This is a genomic window from Hydrogenoanaerobacterium sp., assembly GCF_032017025.1.
GTDB lineage: Bacteria > Bacillota > Clostridia > Oscillospirales > Ruminococcaceae > Hydrogenoanaerobacterium.
The window spans coordinates 1-25166 of record NZ_DALZQO010000035.1 but is presented as its reverse complement, the minus strand read 5'-3'; the positions used below and the strand labels follow the sequence as shown (position 1 = coordinate 25166).

Here is a 25166-nt window from a genome sequence, read left to right as displayed (position 1 = left end):
ACCCTCCAAAAAGCCCTCGTAGGTTGTATGCTCACGGTTTTGCATGATTTTGCGTGGATTATCCAGAAAAGCGGCGATTTTTTCACAACGGTCGGGGTTACCGGGAACGATTGCATATCGTCCCACATCGGTACTGCACAGCTTAATATGTAATGTTTTTTCAGTTTGCATGTCTAAATTCCCTTTCTTATTCAATTACACCCAATGCTTTTGGTGATTTTACGCGTTTACCAAACAAAATAAGTGCAATGATTGTGATGGCATAGGGCAGCATTTGTACAAATTGGTCCGGAATCTGCGCTTCGAGCATATTAAACCGTACCGATTGTGCTGCAGCAAATATAAAGCTTGATCCTAGAGAACCAATGGGGCTCCATCCGCCAAAAATATTGGCAGCCACGCCCAAGAAGCCTCGTCCTGCTGTCATATTATTGACAAATACGTTGTTTTGTACGATAGAGAGGAAGCCGCCGCCAATACCGGCCAAGGCACCGCTGATGGCAAGTGCGGCATAGCGGTATTTTTCTACGTTAACCCCCACACTGCGCACAGCAATAGGATGTGCACTGACAGCACGCAGGCGCAGACCGGTTTTTGTGTAGCGAATAATATACCAGGCGATACCTGCAAGCGCAAAGGTAAGGTAGAGTATGGGAGACTGGTTTTTAAACAGCTTGCCCAATACCGGGATGTCGCTCAAAAGAGGGATTGTGATGTTGGGAAGCTGTGTTACCTGTGCGCTGATACCCTCCTGCCCCCAAATAAGGAATGTGCCAACTGCTGTGGCGCCCAGCCCAAACAGATTTAAACCTACACCGCAAACGGTTTGGTTTGCTTTAAAACGCACACAAAGCAGACCGTAAAACAATGCAATTGCTGCGCTGGATGCCGCACCGATAAGCATACCGAGCCAACCGCTATTGGTAAAGTAAGATCCGGCTACCGCGCCAAAGGCGCCAATCAGCATCATGCCCTCTGTTCCCAGTGAAATAATACCGCCCAGCTCTGATATTGTACTGGAAAGAGCAACAAGAATAATAGGAACCGCAAGCCGCAGAATGAGTAGCAGTGTGTTCATTGAAAATAAAACTTCTAAATTCATTATTTGCTCCTTCTCTTTTTCTTAATAAAGTTGAATATACCCGGAGTTGCCACAAAAAAGATGACTAACCCCTGAATAACGACGACCATATTGGCTGAAAGCCCTGCGCGAATGCTCATCATACGGGCGCCACTGTCCATAATGCCAAACAATAAACCAGTAAGAATGATTACAAACGGGTTATTGTTGGCCAGTACTGCCACTGCAAGCCCTGTGAAACCGCAGTTTCCTGAGAAACCGTCAAACAATTTTCCGTAGGTACCGAGCAACTCGGTGGTACCTGCAAGCCCGCCTATAGCACCGCTCATTGCCATTGCCAAAACCGAAAGCCCTGTTACCGCAATGCCTCCGGCTTTCGCTGCCGATGCGTTATCACCAACCGCACGCAGCTTATAGCCAAGCGTGGTTTTGTTGATAATGATGTAAACCACAATGACTGCCGCCAGTGCCAAGAACAAACTGGCCGATAGCTGTGTACGCTCCACCAGCGACGGAAAACGGAATTGCGCCGGTATTTGATCGGTCTCCGGCAAACGTGCCGCAGATTGAAGCGGATAGTTGATCATATAGGAGACAAATTCAATCGCAATGTAGTTCAGTAAAATAGCAATGATTACCTCGTTGATGCCGCATTTTACTTTCAGCAGGCCGATTAGCGCGCCCCAAATCATACCGCCCAGCATACCCGCAATAATACACATTAAAATTGCAATAACCGCAGGGGTTCCGGCCGGAAGGTTCATTGCAGTTAAAATAGAGAACAACGCGCCGATGTGCAGCTGCCCCTCAATACCTATGTTGAGCAGACCACTTTTAAATGCAAAGCCTGCGGCAAGCCCGGTGATGATAAGAGGAACGGATTTGTTTAAGGTGTTTGCCACCGCTTTGACGGAACCAAGCGAACCTTTGAGCAAGGACGAAAATGCCAGTACCGGAGATTTGCCGACTGCTAAGATAAAAACAGATGCTATGAGCAGCGACAGCAGAATGGACAGAACGGAACACACAACCGGGCTTTCGACCAGAGACTTCCACTTTTCATTCGTTGTTTTTTGCATTGTTCTCCTCCATTCGTTTACCGGCCATCAATAAACCGATTTCTTCTGTTGTATATTCTTCGGCGGGTTTGAATTCCATTAATTCACCCTTATACAAAACAGCAATACGGTCAGACAGCTTTTGAATCTCTTCCAGATCGGCTGAAATCAGCAGCACGGCTTTTCCTTCTGAACGAAGACGCAAAAATTGGTTATGTATAAACTGTACTGCGCCAATATCCAGCCCACGTCCCGGCTGTGCAGCCAGCACTAGCTTATAGCAATCCTCCACTTCGCGTCCCAGTACAACCTTCTGCTGGTTACCGCCAGAAAGCTGGCCGATTTTTTGTTCAATGCCGGAACATTTCACATTAAATTGCTCCAGCATTCTGGCCGTTACAGCCTTTAATTTTTTATAATTTACAAAGCCCTTCTTTTTAAATTCGGGCTTGTCCTGAAAACCCAGCAGGTAGTTTTCACTCAGAGACATTTTAGGCAAGATGGCCCGCTGGTAGCGGTCGGAAGGGATATGGCCGATGCCAAGCTCCTTAATATTGAGCGTTTTTTGACCTATCAGTTCCCTTTCTTGAAAACGAATACTGCCCCGCTTAATCGGGCGCAGCCCCATAATGCTTTCTTCCAGCTCAAGCTGCCCATTGCCGTCTACACCGGCGACGCCTATTATTTCACCGCTGCGCACCTGAAAGCTGACGGTTTTATCGGTGGAATTCAGCAGTTTCAGGTCACGGATATCTAGCATGGTTTTCCCCGGCTGGCAGGGTGCTTTACCAATATCGAAGTTGACTTCACGCCCAACCATATGTGCTGCCAGCTCGTTGACATTGGTCTTGGCGATTTCTACTGTGGAAATCGTCCGACCGTCACGCAAAATAGTTGCACGGTCGGCCACTTCCATTGTTTCTTTGAGCTTATGTGTGATAAAGATAATTGTTTTGCCCATCTTTCTCATGTTTTTCAAAATAACCATCAATTTGTCCGACTCCTGAGGAGTGAGCACTGCTGTTGGTTCATCCAAAACGATGATATCGGCGCCTCGGTATAAGGTTTTGACAATTTCGACACGTTGTTTTAAGCCAACCGAGATTTCATCTACCCTGGCGTTGAGATCGAGTTCAAGCCCATATTGACGAACAATCTCCTCAACCTCTGCATGGCTTGTTTTATAGTCAATCTTAAAGCGCCCTTTTTCTTGCCCCAATATAATATTTTGAAGGACAGTCATGTTCTCGACAAGCATAAAGTGCTGATGCACCATGCCCAATCCCAAGCGAAATGCATCTCCGGTATTGCGAATCACCTGTTCTTTGCCGTTAATCAAAACAGTACCGCTGTCCGGCCGATACATTCCGAACAAAACGTTCATCAAGGTGCTTTTTCCTGCACCGTTTTCTCCTAATATACTGTGAATTTCCCCTTGTTCAATGGAGAGATTGCAATTATCGTTCGCAACCACTTTATGAAACGTCTTAGTAACATTACGCATTTCAATTGCGGTAGGCATAGAAGTTCTCCTTTTCTTTAACGTAACGACACATGCCATTCAAGCACAAGCCCAGTAGTTTATTGCGAAAATTTTACACAGCAGGGCAAAATGAAAAAATTTAATTTCACCCTGCATTTCAGAAGAACTGGGGCGGTTTACGCCCCAGTTCTTGTCATTTGAGGTATATTGGGTTAATTAGGCAAGTCCTTTTTCAAACTCCGCCAAAGCATCCACAGTGGATGGTACCCTGATTTCTTCCGTACCGATTTTATTTCTCAGCTCTGCAATTTTTGTAGTGATCTCTTCCGACAAATTCACTTCAGAGCCTTCGGTTGCCATATCAACTCCGCCGTCTGCCATTGTCAGACGTCTGGTTTTTGCTTCAAATGTACCGCGCACTACAGATTTAATTGCATCATAAGCGGCAACGTCTACGTTTTTAATCATACTGCCAACAATAACGCTCGGCTCTACTGCGTTTTGGTTGAGGTTAACGCCAAATGCTTTTGTTCCGTTTTCTTTGGCTGCCTGGAAAAGTCCGTTGCCTGACATTCCCGCCGCATGGAAAATAACATCTGCACCTTGAGAGTTCATAGAGGTTGCAATTTCCTTTGTGGTTGTAATATCGGTAAAGCCGCCTACATAGTCATCCAAAATAACCATATCTTTATCAATATATTTTGCACCGGCAGCAAAACCAGAGTAGAATACGCGAATATTCGGGGCATCAACACCGCCGATAAAGCCTAGCTTTTTATCGGTGCCCAAACCATAATCTGCAGAGTTTTGTTTCATCATAGCAGCAACCGCACCAACAATGAAGGAAGCTTCTTCATCTGCAGTGGTGTAGCAGGTTACGTTAGGAGCTTCGATTTCTGTATCGATCAGTGCAAATTTTTGCTCAGGAAATTCAGCTGAAACCGCTTTCATTGCGTCGATTGCCTCGTAGGTCAGCGCAATGATTAGGTCGTAATCTTCTGTAGAAGCCATATCACGCAAAGAGAGCTCAATATCGCCTACAGCCTTGATTGCAACCTTATCGTACTCAATGCCAAGTTCTGCTTTTGCTTTATCAAGACCTTTGAGAGTTAAATCGTTGAACGCCCCATCACCAAAGCCGCTGCTGGACGACACAAGACCTACACGGACATCAGTTCCAGCTGCAGAAGATGCGTCTGGAGAAGATGCGTCGGGCGACTGACTGCTGCCAGCGGGAGCTTTACCACCACCACAAGCAACAAGTGAAAGGGTCAATGCTAAAACCAATAAAACAGATAAGACTTTTTTCATTATATTTCCTCCTATATTGTACAAGCGTTTTACTTGTACTGCTTATCGAGAAGAATATCACTCGAACAAAAGCATGTCAATAGTTGACCAGTTTTTTGTCTGATATGATAAATTTCTGTCGTTTTTTTGTTGATTTAACTTATTAGTCATTCTTATTTCAACCCCTTTTCTCAATTAAATTTCAGTTTACGATCGTTTTAGTTTTTTAGTTTCCCCTATTTTCAACTTGTACAAATTTCAGCATATCAAAATCAATTAATTAGAATTTTTTTATTTGTACAATGCTAATTCAGCATAATGTATGTACAAGTTAAATTTGTATCGCATAAATGCAATAAAAAACACTAAGCTAACCATTACCGCACAAGGGGATGATGACCAGACGGCTTGCAAAGCTTAAAATAACTTGTTGAAAGCAATTTTGCAGACTAACTATACTTCATTACCACCTCATAAAAAGGATTGCAGCAGGCACTTTTATATGCCTGCTGCAATCCTTTTTTTATAAATTTATCTAAAAGCTTATATTATTGAGCAATACGCAGCCAGTGAAATTACGGAATGGATAGAAAAGCAAATATGCTTAAACTTTATAGAATTTATGTCAATAAGTTTCTAAAAAACAGTAAAAAACTGCACCGCTTGAAACAAGCATTAGCGATTATTTTATAGCTAAAATATCAAAAATTTTGAAAAAACAAAGAAATCGATCGGTTTTTAGCTGAATATTTTTTCTTTTCTTCCTCTGTTTTATCGTCAAATGCAAAATTTCAGTTGTGTTTTTACGCTAATTATCGTTAATCTACACAGATAATTTTATTGGATTCAGAAGTTATATACAACCTTTTTGGAAGTATTTCACAGCCATATTCTCCATTTTTATCTTAAATGTAGAATTATGGGAGCAGTATTGACAAACTTAGAAATCATACCTATAATGGTGGCACAAAAATTTAGTAAACCAGTTTCGTAAACCATTTAACATATATAAACTCTAGTTTTCTATAATTAAGTAAATAACAATTAGTTAAAGTGCAATACAGTTTCCTTAAAATCAATACAAATAGTGCAGATTAATTGCAAAAGGAAGGATACAAAATGCCGAGCTTTCGAAAGAACAATGTCACAATCAATGACGTTGCCGCAGCCGCAAAGGTTTCAAAAACAACAGTATCGCGCTACCTAAACGGAAAGTACGAGTTTATGTCGCCCGAAACAAAGCGGTGTATTGAAAAGGTTATTATCGAACTAAATTATCACCCCAGCAACATTGCACGGAGTTTAAAATCTCAAAAAAGCAGGGTGATAGGTTGTATTATAGCCGATATCACCAGCCACTTTTCCTCAATATTGGTCAAGGGTGTCAGCGATGTATGCCTACGCAACGGATATCAAGTGTTGTTTTTAAATGTGGACAACAATGCTCAAAAGGAGCTGGATGGGATACAATCCCTGCTCAACAGCCAAGTGGATGGTCTGATCATCAATACCACGGGTTACAACGACGACTATATCATTGAGCTTTTTCAAAAAGGTTTCCCCGTAGCGTTGGCCGACCGTTGCCTGCTGGATCGTTTCGCGGTAGACACCGTTACCACGGAAAACTACCACACCACCTACGACTGCATCAAGCACCTTTACCATCAGGGATACAAACGTGTGGCCTTTTTCACTGAGGCTGAAGGGAAAATCAGCAGCCGTTACATCAGGCACAGTGGCTTTTTAGCCGCTATGGAACAGCTTTATCACATTGACGGAAACGAATGCACCTTTCCGGTAGATGCCAACGATCTCAGTGTTTGTGTCAAAAGTTTAGATGCTTTTATCGGTAAATATCCGGACGAACCGATTGCTATTTTTACCGTAAACGGCGTTACCCTGCTGAATGTTTTAAACGGCATGAACAAAGCGGGCTATGAAATCTCGAATAAGCTTGGCATCTGCGGCTTTGATGATTGGGGCTGGGCCTCAGTGATTCCCCCGGGAATCACCACAATCACTCAGGATTCTCACAAGGTGGGAGTTCTTTGTGCAGAGCTGGTAATCAAAAGAATTAAAAATAAAAATCGAAGCAAGCCTAAATTTCTGGAGCTGCCAAATGAACTTGTTATTCGCGGCTCCACCAAGCTGATAAAACAAAAATAATGCCCAAAGGAGATCCCACCATGGACAAACAAAAAGTAAAAGCGCTACTAAAAGGCGCCATGATTGCTGTGATTCGCTGTGCAGACTTTGATACCGCCCAAGCGGTATGCAAGTCCGCTTTGGAGGCGGGCATTGACGCTTTAGAGATTACATTTTCAGTCAAAGATGCTCCAAAGCTCATTCGGGAATTAAAAGCTGAGCTGCCAAACGCAGTGATCGGTGCAGGCACCGTGCTCAATGAGATGCAAGCAGAAGAGGCGCTTGCAAGCGGAGCTGACTTTATCGTTTCCCCCTGCATCGTTCGGGAGGTGGGCGAGTTCTGTGCAGTAAATAAGGTTTTTTGCTCGATGGGAGCGGCTACCCCTACCGAGGCATACCAAGCTCATCTTTTAGGCTGTGAGGTGGTCAAGCTTTTCCCAGGCGAATGCATTTCCCCCGGTATCATCAAAGCCTGCAAAGCCCCCATGCCGTTTCTTGAATTTATGCCCACCGGCGGCGTGGATGATACTACCATCAAAAGTTGGTTTGATGCAGGTGCTTACGCTGTTGGTTTGGGCGGATATCTCACAGGTGGTATCCATAAAGGCAATCTTCCCCTTATCCAAGAGCGTGTCGATAGGCTCAAAGCTGCGAGAGGAGAAGTATTTTGAAAACGAATCTTTTGGTTATCAATACCCTAGTCTATCAGAATCAGCTGAAAGCAGGTGTTGCGCAGGCCAATTTGCTCAAACCGCTACACGAGCTGGGAGTTAGCAACGTGGAAATCCGCCGTGAATTTATTCGGGATTTTGCCACTGAACTGCCCGACATTGCGCATGCCGCCACTCGCTATGGCATTCGTCTGTTCTATTCAGTTCCCTCTTATGTGTATGAAGACGGTAGGCTGATGGCCGAGCGTCTGGAGGGTTTTTACCGTGAGGCACAAGAAATGGGCTGTGGTTTTGTAAAGCTGAATATCGGCGATTACGAAACCGTCACCGCAGAAGATATAAAAACGATATCCACTTTATGTGAGAAGTACAGCATTTCGCAGACCATTGAAAATGACCAGACCCCCGAAAATGGATGCAGCAAAAAAATCAAATCCTTTTTGGAGTCTGTTGGGGCACTGGGAGGGAACATCACCCTTACATTTGATGTCGGCAACTGGTTTTGGACGAGTGAAGACCCCTTCGAAGCGGCTCGCCTACTGAAAGAATATGTCACTTATATCCATATAAAAGACGTGCTGCAAGGCACTCCGCCTACGGCAGCGTACCTCGGAGAAGGCGACTTGCATTGGGAGGCTATTTTGAGGGAGCTTCCCGCCAATGTTCCTGTCGCGCTGGAATATCCTTGCGACGGCTGCCTACCTGATGAAATTCAAAAACTGTTGGAGGCAGATATTTAATTTAGGGCGCAATACACTGAACATATATTTCTATTTTAAGGAGGAGTTGTAGTGTTAGACATCATCATCGGCATCATTCTCTTGGCATCTTTCATTGGTTTTACCGTATATGCGGTAAAAGGCGGCAACCTCATGATCGGCTTCTTGGTTATGTCAATTTTCTGGACTGCACTGGCAATTATCGGCGGGCAGCTTACCTGGGCAGATGCGCAGGTAAAGATCTTCCAAGGCGGCCCGGAAAGCTGGGGCGCAACCGCGGTTGTTGTTATTTTTGGTAGCTGGTTCGGACAAGTTCTGGTCAAAACCGGAATCGCAGCTACCATTATTCGCAAAACGGTAGAGCTCGGCGGAGATAAACCGCTTGTCACCACAGTTTTGCTGTGCATTGTAACCGGGCTTATCTTCACCAGTACCTTCGGTGCAGGTGCAGTTGTTGCGGTGGGTGTTATCGTCCTCCCTATCCTGCTCTCTCTGGGCGTACCCAAGCCTTTGGCCGTTTCCGCTTACCTGATGAGTGTCGGCTCGGGCATGTATGTAAACCTCGTACTCTTTAAACAAATGCAAGGCATCTTCGAGGGCTTCCAGTACGACAGTAACTACCTCAAATTTGGTTTCGCCGCTATGGCAGTGCAGCTGGCCGTTATTGTGGTTATGATTGCGGTACGTCTGAATAAAAAAGCTCTTGTTCATTCGTGGGCAGCGTCCACCGGTAGCATTGAGGGAGCGGAAGCACCTTGGTTTTCGTTGATTACCCCCCTCATTCCTGTAGTACTCGCCATCGTATTCGGCTGGCAGCCTATCCCCGCGTTTATTGTCGCGGCCTTTTATGCATTGTTTGTCTGCGGTAAAATTAAGTCTTACAAAGACTGCGAGCAGATTGTCACCAAAACCTTCTACGACGGTGTTGTGGACGTTGCATCCCTGCTCGGCTTCCTGTTCATCCTGCCGATGTTTAACAAAATTGCAGGCCCCTGCTCCTATTTCTTCGAAAAGATTCTCGGTGGCGTAATCCCCACAAATGCATTGTTCCTGTGCATCCTTTTCGCCATTATTGCACCCTTGGGCCTGTTCCGTGGTCCGCTTACCGTATTTGGTGCAGGCGCAGCAGTTCTTGGCATTTTAAACGGTATGGGCATTTACAGCGCGGTACTTCTGTTCCCGCTCATTTATACCCCTACCATTACAATGAACATTTCATGCTGCCCCACACAGTCGTGGAACCTGTGGGCAATCAATTACGCGAAGGTGAGCACCAAAGAGTTTTTAACCTCCGGCGTACTCTGGGGTTGGATCATCTGCGCAGTCAACAGCCTTATTGTGTACTTTATGTACGGCATGCATTAATGCACTGATTTTTTACTACCGCCAATCCCCTCGCAGCGGGTTGGCGGTAGCCTTAAAAACAAATCTGCATGGCATATCCCAAAAATACAGGATATTGGAGCAGTTTCCCGTCTTTTCGGGATATTCCATAAATGGTATCGCAACAGGCGCAACAGAAAGGAGCCCACTATTATGAGCAACAGAGCAATCAGAGTCGGCATTGACGTAGGCGGAACCCACACCAAGGCAGTTGCCATTGATAACCTCACGCATGAAATCGTAGGCAAAGCCTCGGTAATGACAACCCACGACCACGAAATGGGTGTGTCTGCGGGCGTAATCAAAGCCTTTCAGAACTGCCTCAATGCAAATAGTATCGACCCGCAGGACGTTATTTTTATAGCGCACAGCACCACGCAGGCAACCAACGCACTGCTTGAAGGCGACGTTGCCGAGGTTGGCGTAATGGGCATTGGCAAAGGCGGTTTGGAGGGTATGCTCGCCAAAAAGCAAACCAAGTTGGATGACATTGATCTTGGTACCGGCAGAACCATTAAAATTCACCACACCTACCTAAAGCTGAAAGATATGACTGACTCAGTTGTGGAGAGTGCTATCAAAGAACTCACCGATTGCGGTTCACAGGTTATTGTAGCAAGTAAGGCCTTCGGTGTAGATAACATCACCGAGGAAGAACAGGTGCAAAAAGTTGCCGAAAAACATAACATCCCCGTTTCGGTCGCTTCTGAAATTAGCAAGCTTTACGGGCTGACCCGCCGTACCAGAACTGCCGCTATCAACGCCAGTATTCTGCCTAAAATGCTGGATACCGCCAGCAGCACCGAACAGAGTGTCCGCTCAGCGGGCATCGAAGTACCGCTGATGATTATGCGCGGTGACGGCGGTGTCATGGATATATCTGAAATGAAAAAACGCCCCGTGCTCACCATGCTTTCCGGCCCGGCCGCCAGCGTTGTAGGGGCACTGATGTACCTGCGTGCTTCCAACGGTGTTTATTTTGAGGTAGGCGGCACCAGTACCAACATCGGTGTTATCAAAAACGGGCGCCCTGCCGTAGATTACTCCATCGTTGGCGGGCACCCCACCTACATCAATTCACTGGATGTACGCGTTCTCGGTATTGCCGGAGGCAGCATGGTGCGCGCCGGTAAGGAGGGTATTAAAGATGTAGGCCCGCGCAGCGCCCACATTGCCGGTATGCCCTACGCTGTTTATACCCCAGAAGAGGAGATTTTAGACCCACAGGTGGAGTTTTTTTGCCCCAAAAAGGGGGACCCGAGCGATTATGTCGCCATTCGTCTGGCAAACGGCAAGCGTATCACCATTACCAATAGCTGTGCCGCCAACGTGCTTGGCATTGTTAAACCCGAGGACTACTCCTATGGTAACGTTGCATCTGCCCGAAAAGCAATGCAGCCCCTCGCCGACTATATGGGGCAGACTGTAGAGCAGGTGGCGGAAGCGATTCTGGCAAAGTCTTACGAAAAGATCAAGCCTGTTATTGAAACACTGGCTGAAAAGTACAAGCTGGAAAAAGACCAGATATCGCTCGTGGGTGTGGGGGGCGGTGCTGCCGCCCTGCTGCCCTATACGGCAGAGCATATGGGGCTTTCCTACAACATCCCTGAAAATGCCGAGGTCATCTCCTCCATTGGCGTGGCGCTTGCCATGGTTCGTGATGTGGTGGAACGCGTTATTCCAAACCCCTCAAAGCAGGACATCGCAGCCATCAAAAAAGAAGCAGCCGACCTTGCCATTGCGGGCGGCGCGCTGCCCGACAGCATTGAGGTTCAGATTGAGATAGACGCGCAAACCTCCCGCATTACAGCAATTGCGCTTGGCTCTACCGAAGTGCAGACCACCGATTTGCTGCGTGCCTGCACCGAAGAAGATGCCAGGGAAATTGCTGCCCAATCTTTGGGTACCACAACCGACAAGGTAACACTGGCAGCCAAAAACAACGTCTTCTATGTGTTCACCAGTGAAAAGGCAGACGGCTCCCATCAGCTTCGTATCGTAGATAAGAAGGGCTTTATTAAAATTCAGCGCGGAGACGGAAAAGCCGCAGACTGCACCGTTGCGCAGGCTCCATCCGTCATTGAGCAGATGTGGGAAGAGCTTTCGGTTTATAAGAGCGACATTAAGCTCACCCCCGATATCTACCTTTGCGCAGGCGGCAAGGTGCTTGATTTTGAGGGCATGATGGATCTTGACCAGCTGCAGATGGTGGTAGATACCGAAATCGGCGACCGCGAACCGGATGAGCAGGTCATCCTTGTGGGCGCAAAGAACAATATTTGATGTGATGAAAGAGATGATACGAGAGCTAGTCTCTATGACCGAACAGGAGTGGGGTACCTACGCGTTCAGCCGCGACCCCATTCACAAACGGGTATCCACCGACCTGCGCCGCGAAATGATACAAAGTGCCAACCGCTGTGGGCGCGAAGAAGCACAAAAGCTGCAAAAACGCTTTGGACAGCAAGACATTACACAGCTTGTGGCTGCACTGGGGCTCAATATCAATCGCGAGGATTCCTTTGGGGTGGACAATTTCATCACCTTTGCCCAGTTCCATTCACCCAACAGCATCACCTTGTTTATGGGCAATGTAACCGCCACTCAAGACTTGATTTTAGAACATGATATGGGAGAAATGCTGCAGTACGTAGACGTGGAGCAGCTGCTGACCGCCCACGAAATGTTTCATTTTATTGAGGAAGAAACCCCCACACTTTACACGCGTACAACCCGAATTGACCTGTGGGGTGTTGGCCGTTTACGTTATAAATCGGGGCTTATCTGTTTGGGCGAGATTGCAGCCATGGCGTTTGCCGCGGAGATGCTGCACTTGAACTACAGCCCGTATGTATTTGATGTGCTGCTACCATGGAGCAAAAACGAAATACAGAGCCGTAAGCTATACCAAGATATTTTACAGTTTAAAAACGTTAAGGGAGAAGAAAAAAATGGCTGAAGTAATTCTTATGGGCGAGCCCATGGCTTTATTTGTAGCGGAGACTGTGGGGCCGCTCAGTGAAGTGGAGCATTTCTCAAGAAGCTTGGCGGGTGCTGAGGTAAACGTCTGTACCGGTCTGGTCCGTTTGGGGCATACCCCCGCTTATATTACAAAGTTGGGCAAAGAGCCTATGGGAGAATATATCTACAATTTCTTAAAGCGTGAAAAAATCGATACAACCTTTATTTCGTTTGACGATAACTACCGCACCGGCTTGCAACTGAAAAGCAAGGTGACCGAAGGTGACCCCGCTATAGCCTATTACCGCAAAGGCTCTGCCGCTTCGCAGCTGTGCAAAGAAGACATGGAAGCAATTGATTTTACCGGTATTCAGCATGTTCATGTCACAGGTATTCCCCCGGCGCTCTCCTTATCCTGCCGCGAAGCAACCTACCGCTTGATTGAGCGTGCAAAAGATGCCGGAATCTTTCTTACCTTTGACCCCAACCTGCGCCCTATGCTGTGGGAAAGCCGAGAGAAAATGATTGAGGTAGTCAACGATCTGGCGTCCAGATGCGATATGGTACTGCCCGGTACAGCAGAGGGACTTATCCTCTGCGGCAGTGAAGATCCTGCAAAAATTGCAGATTTTTATCAGGCGCTCGGAGTACCGGAGATAATTGTAAAGCTCGGCAAGGATGGAGCCTACGTGCGCACCCTACACGAAAGCTATGTTCAAAAGGGGTTCGCTGTGAAAAAGGTTGTCGATACCGTGGGTGCGGGCGATGGCTTTGCCGTGGGCATCATCAGCGGACGTCTGGAGGGATTGCCGCTACGCGACTGCGTTATACGCGGAAATGCCATCGGTTCTATCCAAGTGGAGTTTGTGAGCGACAATGAAGGCCTTCCCAACCGCGATGAGCTCGCAGCCCGCATCGCCACCTATGAGGAATAACCTTCACATCATTTGATGCAAGGAGAGGTTAGCATGAAAATACAGCTGTCACTTGACCGCGTAACCATACCGGAGGCGCTGCAGATTTGCCATGATGCAGCGGATGCGGTAGACATTATCGAAGTGGGCACCTCTATGATCAAGGATTTCGGAAATGCTTCCATTCAAGCAATCCGTCGGGCATACCCCAATAAAACCATCTTGGCGGACAGTAAAACCATTGACGAGGGTGCTTATGAATTTTGCAGCGCTTACGGGGCGGGTGCGGATATCGTTACCGTGATGGGAGCCGCCTCGATTACTACGATTGCTGCCTGCCGTGAGGTTGCCAACGAGCAGCACAAAGACTATATGATCGACCTGTTGGAAGTTTCAGCAGAGAAAATGCAGCTGCTTAGGCAGTTTGAGGACGCAATTTTCTGCCTGCACCTTCCGGCCGACAAAGCAGGCTCCGGGTTGGAGCAGATGATTCAAGATAACCTTCAGCTGCTACAGGGGGTGAGCCGCCTGGCTGTTGCGGGTGGAATCTCGCTTGATACAATAGGGCTGATTGCCCACAGCGGGTTTGAGATAGCGGTTATCGGCGGTGCAATCACCAAAGCGGGTGACCGAAAATTGGCCGCCGAACAATTTCGCCTTGCAACGAAAGGATGATAAGTATGGAACTGATGCAAACCGTTTTGCAGGAGATTTCCGGAGTTTTGGAACGGGTGAAGCCCGAGGAGCTGTCTGCCGTAGCAGATTGTATTCAAAAGCAGCACCGTATCTTTGTGGACGGCGAGGGGCGCAGCGGACTGATGGCGAAGGGCTTTGCCATGCGGCTGATGCATTTGGGCTATCAGGCATATGTGGTAGGCGAGACCATTACACCTGCTGTGTCACAGGGTGATGTGTTTATTGCCGTATCAGGTTCCGGCGAGAGCGCCTATGTGGTATCAGACGCGAAAAAAGCAAAGGAAAAAGGCTGCACTGTGGTTGCGGTAACCAGTAAACCAGAGTCTACTGTTGCAAAAGCAGCTTCGGCTATCCTCACCGTTCCCGGCACGGTGCGCGGCGACGGCGGCGAAAGCCGTGGCTCCATTCAGCTGCTCAGCTCGCTGTTTGACCAATCACTGCACATCACACTGGATGTACTGTGCCTGATGCTGAGCAGACGTGATCATACATCCAACGACACCGCTACCGGAAAGCACTGGTAAACCGGTAAAAATTAATCTGAAAGCTGAGGGCCGTAATATGACCCACAAACAACGAATTTTAAATACCATATCACGCACAAATATGGATAAGTTTCCGGTTCAGTTTGATTTTACCCCAACTGCTTTGGAGCAATATGCAGAGTACTGTCAGCTTACCCATTCCGATGCCTCTATGCTTGAGGTTATGGATAATCATATTATGTTTGCCTACCTAAACGATGGTATGGGTAAGCTCAAAACCCGTTCTTTTAAAGAGCGCTATGTTTTTGATGAATGGAAGGTACGATGGGACATGGCGCAAGAGGGAACATTTTTTGATGTGCACCCGCTGGAGGATATGGACAATTACCCGAGTTATGTTTTTCCTTCGCCCGAAGACCCCGAGCTTCTTGATTATGCAAACGAGATTATAAAAAAATACGGCAATGAATATATGGTGGCCTCCTATCAGGCTTTAAGCATGTTTGAGCGCGCTTATGCGCTACGCGGATTTGAAAACTTTTTGATGGATCTCGCTTGTGAACCTGAGTTTGCAACTGAGCTGCTTGATAAAATCACTGCGTATCAGGTGCGCGTGGCACAGCGTTATGTACTGGCCGGTGTAAGCGCGGGAAGAATAGGAGATGATTACGGCAGCCAGCGCGGCTTGATGATGTCGCCCAACATGTGGCGGGAGATGATAAAGCCCCATATTGCACAAATAATTTCTGTTTATAAAAGTGCCGGTCTGCCTGTTATTTTCCACAGCTGCGGCGATATACATGAGATCATTCCAGATTTTATTGAAATTGGGGTCGATATTCTACACCCCTTGCAGCCCGAAAGCATCAATATTGAGCAGGTTGCGGAAGAATTTGGGGATGAAATTGTATTTTATGGCGGTATCTCCAATCAAAAGGTGCTCCCTTATGGTACCCCCGAAGAGGTGAGAGCTTCTGTAAAAGACCTCTTTGATATTTTCCGCAGAAACGGCAAGGGCTTTATCCTTGCGCCCTCCAATGGCATCGGATCGGATGTACCGCCTAAAAATGTACAAGCCATGCTGGATGCTGCAGAAGAATACCGTTATTTATAAGGGCCGCTTACCGTACACGTTATTTAAAGCAAAATTAAAAAACATCCTGTATCCTTTAGTATGGATACAGGATGTTTTTGGCTTATACATTCTCAAGCTGCGCGCAAACTTGTGCATAGCACAAGTACATAACTGCGTTTGAGACCAATTTGTGATATAATGAATCAAATAGCTAGGCGGTTATTTTGCTGCGTAACTTACGTTTCAACTGTCGTCCCTATCCCTATCTGCAAAGGAGTAACCTATGTATAAAATTATGATCGTAGAAGATGATGTTACCATTACCGAAGTGCTGGAGAGGCAGCTCAAAAAATGGGGATATCTGGTGCAGGCTGTCGCGAACTTTGGCAGTGTACTGGAGCAATTCGAGACCTATGAGCCGCACCTGGTACTTCTCGATATCTCTCTCCCCTTTTTTAACGGATACCATTGGTGTGCCGAAATTCGTAAAATCAGCCAGACCCCAATCATCTTCATTTCGTCTGCAAGCGATGACATGAACCTCGTTATGGCGATTAATCTGGGGGCGGACGATTTTGTGGCAAAGCCTTTTAATTTAGAAGTAGTGACGGCGAAAATACAAGCGGTACTCCGCCGTACTTACTCGTTCGGGGCCGACATGAATGTTCTTAATCACAACGGCGTTACGCTCAATCTTGGTGAATCTATCCTGCTTTATGGAAACGAACGGTTGGAGCTGACAAAAAATGAATTTAGAATCATGCAGCTTCTGATGGAGCATAAAGGCAACACCGTTGCAAGAGATACTATTATTAAAAAACTGTGGGAAACCGAGAGCTTTATTGATGACAACACACTTACCGTAAACGTCACCCGCTTGCGCAAGAAGTTGGAGGGCATAGGCCTTTCAGATTTTATTGCCACTAAAAAAGGGGTCGGCTATTTGGTGGAGGCTTAAGCTGTGAAAAGAATTTCAATCTATCGCGCCTACCTAAAAAGCCGAAGAAGTCTCTTGTTTTTGCTTGCTATTCTATTAATTGCACTATTCGCCGTGTATGGGCTGTATGGCCTGCCTTGGGGGCCGGCAATCTATGTTGCATTGATTATTCTTGCGGCGGTGCTGGTGTTTGTTGTTTTGGATTTTCTCAACTACCAAAAGAAATTTTTACAGCTGCGAATTTTAAAACAGCAGGCGGGTTATCATCTGGGCGAGCTGCCGCTGCCCAATGACCTGTTGGAACAGGAATACCAAGCAGTACTTCGACTTTTAGAGAAACGGTGCCTTGACACTGAGGAAAACGCCCGGCAAAGTGCGGCTGAAGCCACGCAGTATTATACGCTGTGGTCACATCAGATTAAAACGCCTATAGCCGCCATACGGCTGCTTTTACAGGAGGAAACGCTGGACCGCGGCACCTTGGAACAGGAACTATTCAAAACCGAGCAGTACGTTGAGATGGTGCTGCAATATCAGCGGCTCGGCATGGATTCTCACGACTTGGTGTTGCAGGAGTATTCAGTAGACGCTCTGGTAAAACAGGCACTTAAAAAGGTTTCCACTCTCTTTATCCATAAAAAAATCGGTGTGAACATTGCACCGATTAATTGCCGTACCATTACCGATGAAAAATGGATGATATTTGTCATTGAACAACTGCTCACCAACGCCGTAAAGTACACGCAGGAGGGCAAAGTTTCCATCTACCTTGCCGACAACCTACCGGAAACACTTGTCATAGAGGATACCGGAATCGGTATTCAGCCGGAGGATTTATCTCGTGTATTTGAATGGGGCTACACCGGCTATAACGGCAGGCTGAATATGCGGTCTACCGGCATTGGGCTAAGCCTGTGCAAGCAGGTGCTGACACTGTTGGGGCACTCTATTGCTATTACCTCAACCGTTGGCAAAGGAACAAAAGTAATGCTTTCGCTTTCACGTGAAAAGTTTGATATCGAATAAAGGTTACAGAGCACCTTACAAAAATGTAAGGTTTGAAAAAAGAAATGTAAGTCGATTCAATGGCTGTACATTTCTTTTTTTCTTATACTATAGTTATAGACTAATATAGCTTGGAGGAATTTTTACGATGTCTCTTTTAGACGTAAAGCATTTGAAAAAAATATATACCACCCGCTTTGGCGGCAATCAGGTACAGGCTTTATCCGATGTAACTTTCACGGTGGAACAAGGTGAGTACGTAGCAATTATGGGCGAATCGGGTTCAGGCAAGACCACACTGCTGAACATCTTAGCGGCTTTGGATAAGCCCACCGGTGGCGAAGTGCTGTTAAACGGAAAAAACATGACACAAATCCCAGACGGGCAGATGTCTGCATTCCGCAGAGATAACCTTGGCTTTGTGTTTCAGGATTTCAACCTGCTGGATACCTTTTCGCTAAAGGATAATATTTTTCTGCCGTTGGTGCTTTCACACAAAAGCCCCGATGAAATGAATAAACGCATAGAGCCCATAGCTGCAAAGCTGGGCATCACTGATTTGCTGGAAAAATACCCTTATGAAGTTTCCGGCGGACAAAAACAACGTGCTGCCGTTGCCCGTGCGCTCATCACTGCCCCGCAATTGGTATTGGCCGATGAGCCGACCGGTGCTTTGGACTCCAAGGCGACCGACGGATTGCTGCGTGTATTTCAGGGAATCAACAACGAGGGGCAGACCATTCTGATGGTCACCCACAGCACTCGCGCTGCCAGCCATGCCGGACGTGTACTGTTCATTAAAGACGGGGTCGTGTTTCATCAGCTCTATAAGGGTAACATGAGCAATGAAGAAATGTATCAGAAAATTTCCGATACACTTACCGTTCTGGCAACAGGAGGAAAGGCACGTGAATAAGTTTTTCTACCCTCGATTGGCATGCACCAATATCAAAAAGAACAAAAGCATCTATCTGCCCTATCTGCTGGCCGGCACTTTGATAGTTGCTCTGTTTTATATCCTCAGCTCTATTACAATCATGGTTTCTGAGAGCCACGTAGCCGGCGGCGGAACCATGGGAGCCATTTTACAGCTCAGCTCATGGGTGTGTGGCTTTCTGTCACTGATCATTCTCTTTTACATCAACAGCTTTATTATGAAGCGCCGTAAAAAAGAGTTTGGCTTGTACAGCATTTTAGGCATGGAAAAGCGGCACATCTCTATTGTTATGCTGTGGGAAGTTGCAATTTCCGGAGCTATCAGCATTATCTGCGGCATTGCAGGCGGTGCACTTTTCAGCCAGCTTCTGTTTTTGTTGCTGCTGAAAATAGTGGGGCTGCCAGCGGCACTTACCTTTCAAATTCCGCTAAGTTCGATTGTTTCAACCGGAATTTTGTTCGGGTTGGGCTTTGTAGCAATTTTGGTTTTCGATATCGTCGGCATTATACGGTCTGACCCTATTGCTTTGCTACACAGTACCAAAGAGGGCGAACGAGAGCCAAAGGCACGCTGGCTGCTGGCACTGATTGGCGCTGTAACTCTGGGTGGCGGCTATGGGCTGTCCTGGATGGTTCAGACACCGTCCGATGCGGTGGCTGCCTTTTTCTTTGCGGTTATGCTGGTCATCATCGGCACCTACTGCCTGTTTATTGCAGGCAGTATTGTGGTACTTAAGCTTTTGCGCAAAAACAAAAAATTTTACTATCAGTCAAAAAACTTTATCTCCGTATCCGGTATGATTTACCGCATGAAGCAAAACGCTACCGGCCTTGCAAACATCTGCATTCTCTCCACCTGTGTTCTTGTAACACTTTCTTCCACCGTTTGCCTGTTCATCGGGGAGGAAGATATTTTGCGCAGCAGGTTCCCCCGACAGGTACAGGTAACCTGTATTGCCGACGAACAAAACACCGAGCTGGTAGAGGCAACTGCCAACAGTCATGCACAGGAATACGGTTTTACCATTGAAAATGCCGTGGGCTATACAAGCTTTAGTTGTGCCACAAAAAGAAATAACAACACCTTTGATATGAGCAAATTCTATGGAGCTGACACTTATGAATTAGACATGATTTTGCTGGAGGACTATAACCGTATTACCGGTGCATCGGAACAACTCAAAGACGACCAGATCCTGATTTATAGCAGCGGCAAACCTTTGAAAGAAGCTACCATTACTTTAAATGATCAAAGCTATGAGGTTGCAGGAACTATTCCAAATCCAACATTTATAAGCTCAATCGGTATGGGTGAACGGCTTACAGTAGTAGTTCCTGCTCTGGCGGACCTTGAACAGTTTAGAGATAGCTTTAATAGGAGCTATGGTGGGGAAAACGAGCGCAATCTTTGGTATGATTACAAGTTTGATGTGTTAGGAGATTCGAACAGGCTGCCCGACTACTACGCCACAATGCGCAGTGCCTTTAACGAAGCTGTGCCTCGCCTCGGCACGGTCGATAACATTGACTCCGCGCGGAATGACTTTTATCAGGTTTACGGCAGTATGCTGTTTGTGGGTATTTTCTTTGTTACACTATTCCTGATCGCCGCGGTGCTGATTATCTATTACAAGCAGATTACCGAGGGCTTTGATGACCACGAGCGTTTTCAGATTATGCAAAAGGTAGGCATGAGCGACAAAGAGGTTCGCAGCACCATTCAAAAGCAGGTGCTTATGGTATTCTTTCTGCCGCTTGGTATGGCGGTGCTCCACATCACCGTCGCATTCCGTGTACTGTGCAAAATGCTGGTCGTGTTTAATATGACCAATACGACATTGTTTTTGCTGTGCACCATAGGCGCAGTTTTAGTATTTACGGTGCTTTACTTTGTGGTTTATCAGCTTACTGCTCGCACCTATTACCGCATTGTACAGGGTAAGGTTTGAAATGAAATTATGCCATATTGATTGACATTTTTGTAATACTTGCCGTAATAATATTTCGGTAGAAGCACACTATTATTTGGGTCTACCTTCCCGTTTATGTAATCAGATAGATAATTCCGCCCAACAAACCGGTACCAAGCATGACAAAAATCGGATTTGGCTTAAACTTGCGTATCACAAAAAGTGCCGCTGAAAACAAGCCAACCGAAACAAAATCAATTGTGCTGATGTTCCAAGAAAAGCCCTGCTGCCCCCAGAAGGAAAGTACCAGAATAGATAGCCCCGCGGATGCAATCAGTGCGATTACTACCGGCCTCAGCCCGCTGAGCACGCCTTGTATCACTGCTATTTCTTTGTACTTGTAGTATAAAAACGCGAGCAGCGAAACTATTACGCAGGACGGCAGTATACACCCTATCGTAGCTACAATGGCACCTGCAACTCCCGCAATCTGTATCCCTACAAAAGTGGAGGAATTGATTGCGATGGGCCCGGGCGTCATTTCCGCAATGGTGATGAGGTCTGTAAACTCAGTAAGAGTCAGCCAGTGGTGAATGTCTACCACTTGATTCTGAATCAGGGGCATTGCCGCGTATCCACCGCCAATGCTGAACAATCCAATTTGGAAGAAACTCCAAAAAAGCTGCAAATATGCCATGGGTCAAGACCGTTCCTTTCTGCTTTTTTCACTCTGAAATGCCATAACCGCACCCAATGTTCCACAAATTAGAATAATGAAAATGACATTCACCTTGAAGAAGAAAGTAGCGATAAACGCCCCCATCATTACAAATATGGGCAGCATTTTCTTTTCTTTTACTACATTACCGCCCATATTGATTGTAACGTCGGCAATTACCGCAGCAACACCCGCCTGCATCCCCTTCAGAACCGCGGCTACAACCACATTATCACGAAATGCAGTGTAAAACAAAGAGATGATGGAGAGTGTAATGAGTGGTGGTAATACAGTACCCAAAATTGTTACCAGTGCGCCGAAAAAGCCTGCAATGCGGTACCCCAGTAAAATAGAAGCATTTACTGCAACAGCCCCCGGAGAGGACTGTGCAATAGCAGCCAAATTCAGCATCTCCTCTTCTTCAATCCACTTTAGGTCGTCTACAAATTTTTTCTTCATCAGCGGAATAATGACGAACCCGCCGCCAAACGTAAATGCACTTAAATAAAAGGTAGATGTAAATAGTTTGCGATAAACCTTTAGGTCTTTTTTCATGGTTTCATACCCTCCTTACTTTTACTATTCTACTCCTTAAAACATCTTATGTAAAACAGTATAAGCTCATCCAGTCCCATGCTTAAAGCTAATTTAGCAAGCCAGCACGGGGTAATAACGCTGCCGTACACGCATACACAACAAAAGTCCTTACATTCTTTTTTTATTGCAGCGTAATTTTGATTTCGAACTGCAGTGTCTCACCCGGCTAAAGGCGGGAGCAGCATCCGTTTTTTCGTACTGTGCAGCAGCATATGCAATGATTTGCAGCCCTCTGCCTGTAAGTTCCAGATTTTCTGCCGCGTTTTTAATCTTACCTACAGCCTTACATGGCATAAAATATTGGGGAAACACCTTTTTTACATAGAGGTTGAGTCTTGTAAAGTCGGGGGTGATTGTTGGTAAGCACCCAGCCATCCATTCAAAATTGCAGTATCGTAAACAACCGTATAATTCAGAAATCAGAAATTCGCTTTATATCGAAGTTGTTTTGCTTATCGTTCAGCGCTGAAAGAACTTGCGGTACTTCAGCGGAGGAATACCAAATCGCTCCTTAAAGCTGCGGCTGAGATGAAACTGGCTGCAAAACCCCAACTGTACTGCGATCTCTTCTATAGAAAGCAGCGAATTCTCCAGCAGTTGCTGTGCCGAATCCAGCCGTATTTTTGAAATAAGCTGCTTGGGCGAAAGCTCTACCGTGCTGTAAAACATATTGCGCAGCGTTCGCTCGCTCATTTGCAGGTGTGCGCTAAGCTCCCCCACTGTTACGGTTTGAATATTTTCGCGGATATATTGTTCTGCTATACGTAAGTTTTCTGTGTGTTTTGAAGCAGCTGTAGTAAGCAGCATATGCTGCAAAATGTTGCATACCGAAGTAAACAAAGTAGAGGAAATATCCCAGCGTCCCGCTTTTGCATAAACCAAGCTCTGTTCAAACAAGCACATTACAAAATCGCTCACCGCAAGATTATAAACAGTATCGGCAGCCGCAAATTGTTGTTCACTCTTAAATTCAAACCACCAGAAATGCCAAGTATCGTCTTTACAGCGGTAGCTAAATTTTTCATTCGGATGCATAAAAATAAAATCACCCTGCCCCACCTCGAAGGTATGGTTATCGTAACAAATGACTCCATTTCCAAGTGTGGTGTACACAAAATATGTTTTTCCCGCAGTAACAGGCTTGCGTGGTGTGCAATAGGTTTTATCTCCAACAATGTTAAAAATAGTGTCCAGTACAATGTTTGTAACCAGTTCCGGTGCGTCATTTACGCAGAAATCAAAGTACAATATGCTCACCCCTGTTGCAAAATTTTATATATTTAGAAATTATCACAATTAACCTGAAATCGCAAGGGTAAGCAGTAAATAAATAAATTTTTAGCATAATTCTGCATATACCAGTTTTGTTCTGTGTAATTTGTCAAATAATACAGTTTCATTTTTTATATGAATTTTCCGATATCTATATATTTTTCCGTTTTGTGCATTTGCTTTTTTTGCAAAGCAGAGTAAGCTATAGCTGAAACAGTAATACGAAACGGAGTGTACTATATGACTTCAAAAGAACGCGTTTTAATGGCCATTAACCACGAGGAGCCGGACAGAGTACCTGTTTGTGCTACGTATGTACCCGAAATTGAAGACAAACTGATGGCAAAATACCACCCGGACGGTGACCTTGGTGTTGCGCTTGGCAATGACATGGTCAAGATTGCATCGGGGCTGGAAAATAGCTTTTACTATAAGCCCGACCCTGAGTACCTCTGTCCCTACGGTATCACGTGGAAGAATATTAGCAACGAGACAGGGCATTTTACCGAAATACACAAGCATCCACTCGCGGGTGACGAGCAAAAAATATACGATTATACCATGCCTGACCCAGCCAAAGCAACCGATGTGATTGACGCAACCAAAGCGGCGGTTGCGGCCTATGGCAAAGAAAAATGGATTATCGGCTCCTGCCAGTGCAGTGTTTTTGAAGCAGCATGGTATCTGCGCGGGTTGGATACCTTTATGATGGATTTGGCAATGGAGGAGGACTACGCCATTGCTCTGCTTGATAAGGTAATGCAATACCCGCTGCAGATGGGGCACCAGTTTATTGACCTTGGTGTTGATATGGTGTGGCTCGGCGATGATATTGCTACCCAGCAAAACATGATGATGTCGCCCGATATGTGGCGCGAGCACTTTAAACCGCGTTATGCGCAGATGTTTGCAGAGTTTAAAAAGCATAACCCCAATATTAAGCTGTGTTATCACTCCTGCGGAAATTTGCAGGCTGTAGTGGATGATTTGGTAGAGATCGGTTTGGATGTGCTCAATCCCATTCAGCCGATGGCAATGAACCCTGCCGAATTCAAGAAGCGTTTTGGCAAAAACATCACCATGTACGGTACCATGGACGTACAGCAGATTATGCCGTTCGGTACCCCCGCTGATGTACGCCGTGAGGTAAAGCAGCTCATCACCGACTGCGCACCCGGCGGTGGTTTTATTCTCTCACCTGCTCATCACATCCAGTCTGACACCTCGGTAGAAAATATAGAAGCCTTTTATCAGGCGGCGCGCGACTTTGGTGCTTACCCCATTATCAAATAGGCCAGGCTCTTTACGGCGAAATTGCACCTACAATAAAATATTCTACCAACAAGCGAACACTACATAATAAGGGGGAGGCTTTGGGCAAGCGTGCACCGGAAATTGCAATAGAGCCGCGAGCGCGTTCGCGGCAGCCCATCGCCAGCGCGACGGCCTGCGTCTGGATTACACGGTAGCCGTGCTTCTCGCTAACGAGGTGTAAATTGCGGTCAGGTGTAATCCAAATTTTAAGCACTTTGTCGCGACAATTTAACTTAAATTTGTAAGTATTGACAAAAAGCAAAAAAATGATTTCCAAATGATTGACACACGAATCAAAATCAATTAAGATGGTGCCAACGAAGAAAGTACCAGAGTTTGGAGAAGTGCAAGTTCCTCTCTTATGAGGGTACTTGCACTTTTTTATATGTCGTTTAATGGATCTATCCTGTATTTGTATGCTTAATAAGCAATTAAAAATCTTTTCATGTTTTTGTTATTTTATAAGGAGGCAATTAAAATGGGAAAGTACATAATGGCACTCGACCAGGGAACAAC

23 protein-coding genes are annotated in these 25166 nt (G+C 46.1%); 15 read left to right on the top strand and 8 right to left on the bottom strand.

All coding sequences use genetic code 11. From position 1 onward, the window contains the following. Window positions 1-187: 187 nt before the first annotated feature. From RTV33_RS14905 to RTV33_RS14890, 4 genes are all read right to left on the bottom strand, one after another. Window positions 188-1102, bottom strand: a complete 915-nt coding sequence (locus tag RTV33_RS14905; RefSeq protein WP_312645566.1) for an ABC transporter permease — start codon at window positions 1100-1102, stop codon at window positions 188-190. Further along, window positions 1102-2160 (bottom strand): ABC transporter permease, encoded by a 1059-nt coding sequence (locus RTV33_RS14900; protein ID WP_312645564.1) that lies wholly within the window; start codon window positions 2158-2160, stop codon window positions 1102-1104. Before RTV33_RS14900 ends, RTV33_RS14905 begins: the two co-directional genes overlap by 1 nt. Next, the gene (locus RTV33_RS14895; RefSeq protein WP_312645562.1) at window positions 2141-3661 is read right to left on the bottom strand and encodes an ABC transporter ATP-binding protein; all 1521 of its coding nucleotides are present in this window, start codon (window positions 3659-3661) and stop codon (window positions 2141-2143) included. Before RTV33_RS14895 ends, RTV33_RS14900 begins: the two co-directional genes overlap by 20 nt. A gap of 177 nt (window positions 3662-3838) precedes the next feature. Beyond that, window positions 3839-4933 carry a BMP family ABC transporter substrate-binding protein gene (locus tag RTV33_RS14890; RefSeq protein WP_312645560.1) on the bottom strand — a complete coding sequence of 365 codons (1095 nt, stop codon included), beginning with the start codon at window positions 4931-4933 and terminating at the stop codon, window positions 3839-3841. A 1098-nt stretch (window positions 4934-6031) separates the two neighbouring features. Here RTV33_RS14890 and RTV33_RS14885 point away from each other — a divergent pair. The 14 genes from RTV33_RS14885 to RTV33_RS14820 all read left to right on the top strand — a co-directional run bounded on the left by RTV33_RS14885 (window position 6032) and on the right by RTV33_RS14820 (window position 20788). Beyond that, complete coding sequence (locus RTV33_RS14885) at window positions 6032-7078, top strand: LacI family DNA-binding transcriptional regulator (RefSeq protein ID WP_312645558.1); 1047 nt, start codon at window positions 6032-6034, stop codon at window positions 7076-7078. A gap of 20 nt (window positions 7079-7098) precedes the next feature. Beyond that, window positions 7099-7728 (top strand): bifunctional 4-hydroxy-2-oxoglutarate aldolase/2-dehydro-3-deoxy-phosphogluconate aldolase, encoded by a 630-nt coding sequence (locus tag RTV33_RS14880; RefSeq protein WP_312645556.1) that lies wholly within the window; start codon window positions 7099-7101, stop codon window positions 7726-7728. After that, window positions 7725-8468, top strand: coding sequence for a sugar phosphate isomerase/epimerase (locus RTV33_RS14875; RefSeq protein WP_312645554.1), 744 nt, complete (start codon window positions 7725-7727; stop codon window positions 8466-8468). The genes RTV33_RS14880 and RTV33_RS14875 overlap by 4 nt, the downstream gene beginning before the upstream one ends. Before the next feature lie 51 nt (window positions 8469-8519). Beyond that, on the top strand, window positions 8520-9812 hold the full coding sequence (locus RTV33_RS14870; RefSeq protein WP_396327525.1) for a citrate transporter: 1293 nt from the start codon (window positions 8520-8522) through the stop codon (window positions 9810-9812). A gap of 171 nt (window positions 9813-9983) precedes the next feature. Continuing rightward, window positions 9984-12113 carry a hydantoinase/oxoprolinase family protein gene (locus RTV33_RS14865; protein ID WP_312645552.1) on the top strand — a complete coding sequence of 710 codons (2130 nt, stop codon included), beginning with the start codon at window positions 9984-9986 and terminating at the stop codon, window positions 12111-12113. Further along, complete coding sequence (locus RTV33_RS14860) at window positions 12073-12789, top strand: hypothetical protein (protein ID WP_312645550.1); 717 nt, start codon at window positions 12073-12075, stop codon at window positions 12787-12789. The genes RTV33_RS14865 and RTV33_RS14860 overlap by 41 nt, the downstream gene beginning before the upstream one ends. Beyond that, window positions 12782-13726: a sugar kinase gene (locus RTV33_RS14855; protein ID WP_312645547.1), complete on the top strand. Its 945-nt coding sequence runs from the start codon at window positions 12782-12784 to the stop codon at window positions 13724-13726. The genes RTV33_RS14860 and RTV33_RS14855 overlap by 8 nt, the downstream gene beginning before the upstream one ends. A 33-nt stretch (window positions 13727-13759) precedes the next feature. Further along, complete coding sequence (locus RTV33_RS14850) at window positions 13760-14380, top strand: orotidine 5'-phosphate decarboxylase / HUMPS family protein (protein ID WP_312645545.1); 621 nt, start codon at window positions 13760-13762, stop codon at window positions 14378-14380. A gap of 5 nt (window positions 14381-14385) precedes the next feature. Continuing rightward, the gene (gene hxlB, locus RTV33_RS14845) at window positions 14386-14925 is read left to right on the top strand and encodes a 6-phospho-3-hexuloisomerase (RefSeq protein ID WP_312645542.1); all 540 of its coding nucleotides are present in this window, start codon (window positions 14386-14388) and stop codon (window positions 14923-14925) included. A gap of 37 nt (window positions 14926-14962) precedes the next feature. Then, window positions 14963-16000 (top strand): uroporphyrinogen decarboxylase family protein, encoded by a 1038-nt coding sequence (locus RTV33_RS14840; protein WP_312645540.1) that lies wholly within the window; start codon window positions 14963-14965, stop codon window positions 15998-16000. A gap of 244 nt (window positions 16001-16244) precedes the next feature. Next, the gene (locus tag RTV33_RS14835; protein ID WP_312645538.1) at window positions 16245-16919 is read left to right on the top strand and encodes a response regulator transcription factor; all 675 of its coding nucleotides are present in this window, start codon (window positions 16245-16247) and stop codon (window positions 16917-16919) included. A 3-nt stretch (window positions 16920-16922) separates the two neighbouring features. Further along, window positions 16923-17924 carry a sensor histidine kinase gene (locus RTV33_RS14830; RefSeq protein WP_312645536.1) on the top strand — a complete coding sequence of 334 codons (1002 nt, stop codon included), beginning with the start codon at window positions 16923-16925 and terminating at the stop codon, window positions 17922-17924. 127 nt (window positions 17925-18051) lie between these two features. Then, complete coding sequence (locus RTV33_RS14825; protein WP_312645533.1) at window positions 18052-18819, top strand: ABC transporter ATP-binding protein; 768 nt, start codon at window positions 18052-18054, stop codon at window positions 18817-18819. Further along, window positions 18812-20788 carry an ABC transporter permease gene (locus RTV33_RS14820; RefSeq protein WP_312645531.1) on the top strand — a complete coding sequence of 659 codons (1977 nt, stop codon included), beginning with the start codon at window positions 18812-18814 and terminating at the stop codon, window positions 20786-20788. Before RTV33_RS14825 ends, RTV33_RS14820 begins: the two co-directional genes overlap by 8 nt. Window positions 20789-20882: 94 nt before the next feature. Here RTV33_RS14820 and RTV33_RS14815 read toward each other — a convergent pair whose 3' ends face one another. The 3 genes from RTV33_RS14815 to RTV33_RS14805 form a co-directional block, all read right to left on the bottom strand. Then, complete coding sequence (locus tag RTV33_RS14815) at window positions 20883-21446, bottom strand: chromate transporter (RefSeq protein WP_312645529.1); 564 nt, start codon at window positions 21444-21446, stop codon at window positions 20883-20885. 3 nt (window positions 21447-21449) lie between these two features. Further along, on the bottom strand, window positions 21450-22022 hold the full coding sequence (locus RTV33_RS14810) for a chromate transporter (protein ID WP_312645527.1): 573 nt from the start codon (window positions 22020-22022) through the stop codon (window positions 21450-21452). Window positions 22023-22523: 501 nt separating this feature from the next. Continuing rightward, entirely contained in the window at window positions 22524-23312 is a 789-nt protein-coding gene (locus RTV33_RS14805) for an AraC family transcriptional regulator (protein ID WP_312645524.1), read from the bottom strand. Between the two features lie 264 nt (window positions 23313-23576). Here RTV33_RS14805 and RTV33_RS14800 point away from each other — a divergent pair, with 264 nt between their 5' ends. After that, entirely contained in the window at window positions 23577-24629 is a 1053-nt protein-coding gene (locus RTV33_RS14800) for a uroporphyrinogen decarboxylase family protein (RefSeq protein WP_312645522.1), read from the top strand. A 10-nt stretch (window positions 24630-24639) separates the two neighbouring features. Here the strand turns inward: RTV33_RS14800 and RTV33_RS14795 are convergent, their stop codons facing one another. Next, on the bottom strand, window positions 24640-24927 hold the full coding sequence (locus tag RTV33_RS14795; RefSeq protein WP_312645517.1) for a hypothetical protein: 288 nt from the start codon (window positions 24925-24927) through the stop codon (window positions 24640-24642). Window positions 24928-25166 lie beyond the last annotated feature (239 nt).

What these genes read in the sequence shown, in the direction of transcription:
- RTV33_RS14825 (WP_312645533.1), top strand. Translation starts at nt 18,052, where the DNA reads ATGTCTCTTTTAGACGTAAAGCATTTGAAAAAAATATATACCACCCGC.
- RTV33_RS14865 (WP_312645552.1), top strand. Translation starts at nt 9,984, where the DNA reads ATGAGCAACAGAGCAATCAGAGTCGGCATTGACGTAGGCGGAACCCAC.
- RTV33_RS14900 (WP_312645564.1), bottom strand. Translation starts at nt 2,160, where the DNA reads ATGCAAAAAACAACGAATGAAAAGTGGAAGTCTCTGGTCGAAAGCCCG.
- RTV33_RS14880 (WP_312645556.1), top strand. Translation starts at nt 7,099, where the DNA reads ATGGACAAACAAAAAGTAAAAGCGCTACTAAAAGGCGCCATGATTGCT.
- RTV33_RS14800 (WP_312645522.1), top strand. Translation starts at nt 23,577, where the DNA reads ATGACTTCAAAAGAACGCGTTTTAATGGCCATTAACCACGAGGAGCCG.
- RTV33_RS14810 (WP_312645527.1), bottom strand. Translation starts at nt 22,022, where the DNA reads ATGAAAAAAGACCTAAAGGTTTATCGCAAACTATTTACATCTACCTTT.
- RTV33_RS14835 (WP_312645538.1), top strand. Translation starts at nt 16,245, where the DNA reads ATGTATAAAATTATGATCGTAGAAGATGATGTTACCATTACCGAAGTG.
- RTV33_RS14890 (WP_312645560.1), bottom strand. Translation starts at nt 4,933, where the DNA reads ATGAAAAAAGTCTTATCTGTTTTATTGGTTTTAGCATTGACCCTTTCA.
- RTV33_RS14860 (WP_312645550.1), top strand. Translation starts at nt 12,073, where the DNA reads ATGAGCAGGTCATCCTTGTGGGCGCAAAGAACAATATTTGATGTGATG.
- RTV33_RS14885 (WP_312645558.1), top strand. Translation starts at nt 6,032, where the DNA reads ATGCCGAGCTTTCGAAAGAACAATGTCACAATCAATGACGTTGCCGCA.
- RTV33_RS14815 (WP_312645529.1), bottom strand. Translation starts at nt 21,446, where the DNA reads ATGGCATATTTGCAGCTTTTTTGGAGTTTCTTCCAAATTGGATTGTTC.
- RTV33_RS14855 (WP_312645547.1), top strand. Translation starts at nt 12,782, where the DNA reads ATGGCTGAAGTAATTCTTATGGGCGAGCCCATGGCTTTATTTGTAGCG.
- RTV33_RS14895 (WP_312645562.1), bottom strand. Translation starts at nt 3,661, where the DNA reads ATGCCTACCGCAATTGAAATGCGTAATGTTACTAAGACGTTTCATAAA.
- hxlB (WP_312645542.1), top strand. Translation starts at nt 14,386, where the DNA reads ATGGAACTGATGCAAACCGTTTTGCAGGAGATTTCCGGAGTTTTGGAA.
- RTV33_RS14840 (WP_312645540.1), top strand. Translation starts at nt 14,963, where the DNA reads ATGACCCACAAACAACGAATTTTAAATACCATATCACGCACAAATATG.
- RTV33_RS14850 (WP_312645545.1), top strand. Translation starts at nt 13,760, where the DNA reads ATGAAAATACAGCTGTCACTTGACCGCGTAACCATACCGGAGGCGCTG.
- RTV33_RS14905 (WP_312645566.1), bottom strand. Translation starts at nt 1,102, where the DNA reads ATGAATTTAGAAGTTTTATTTTCAATGAACACACTGCTACTCATTCTG.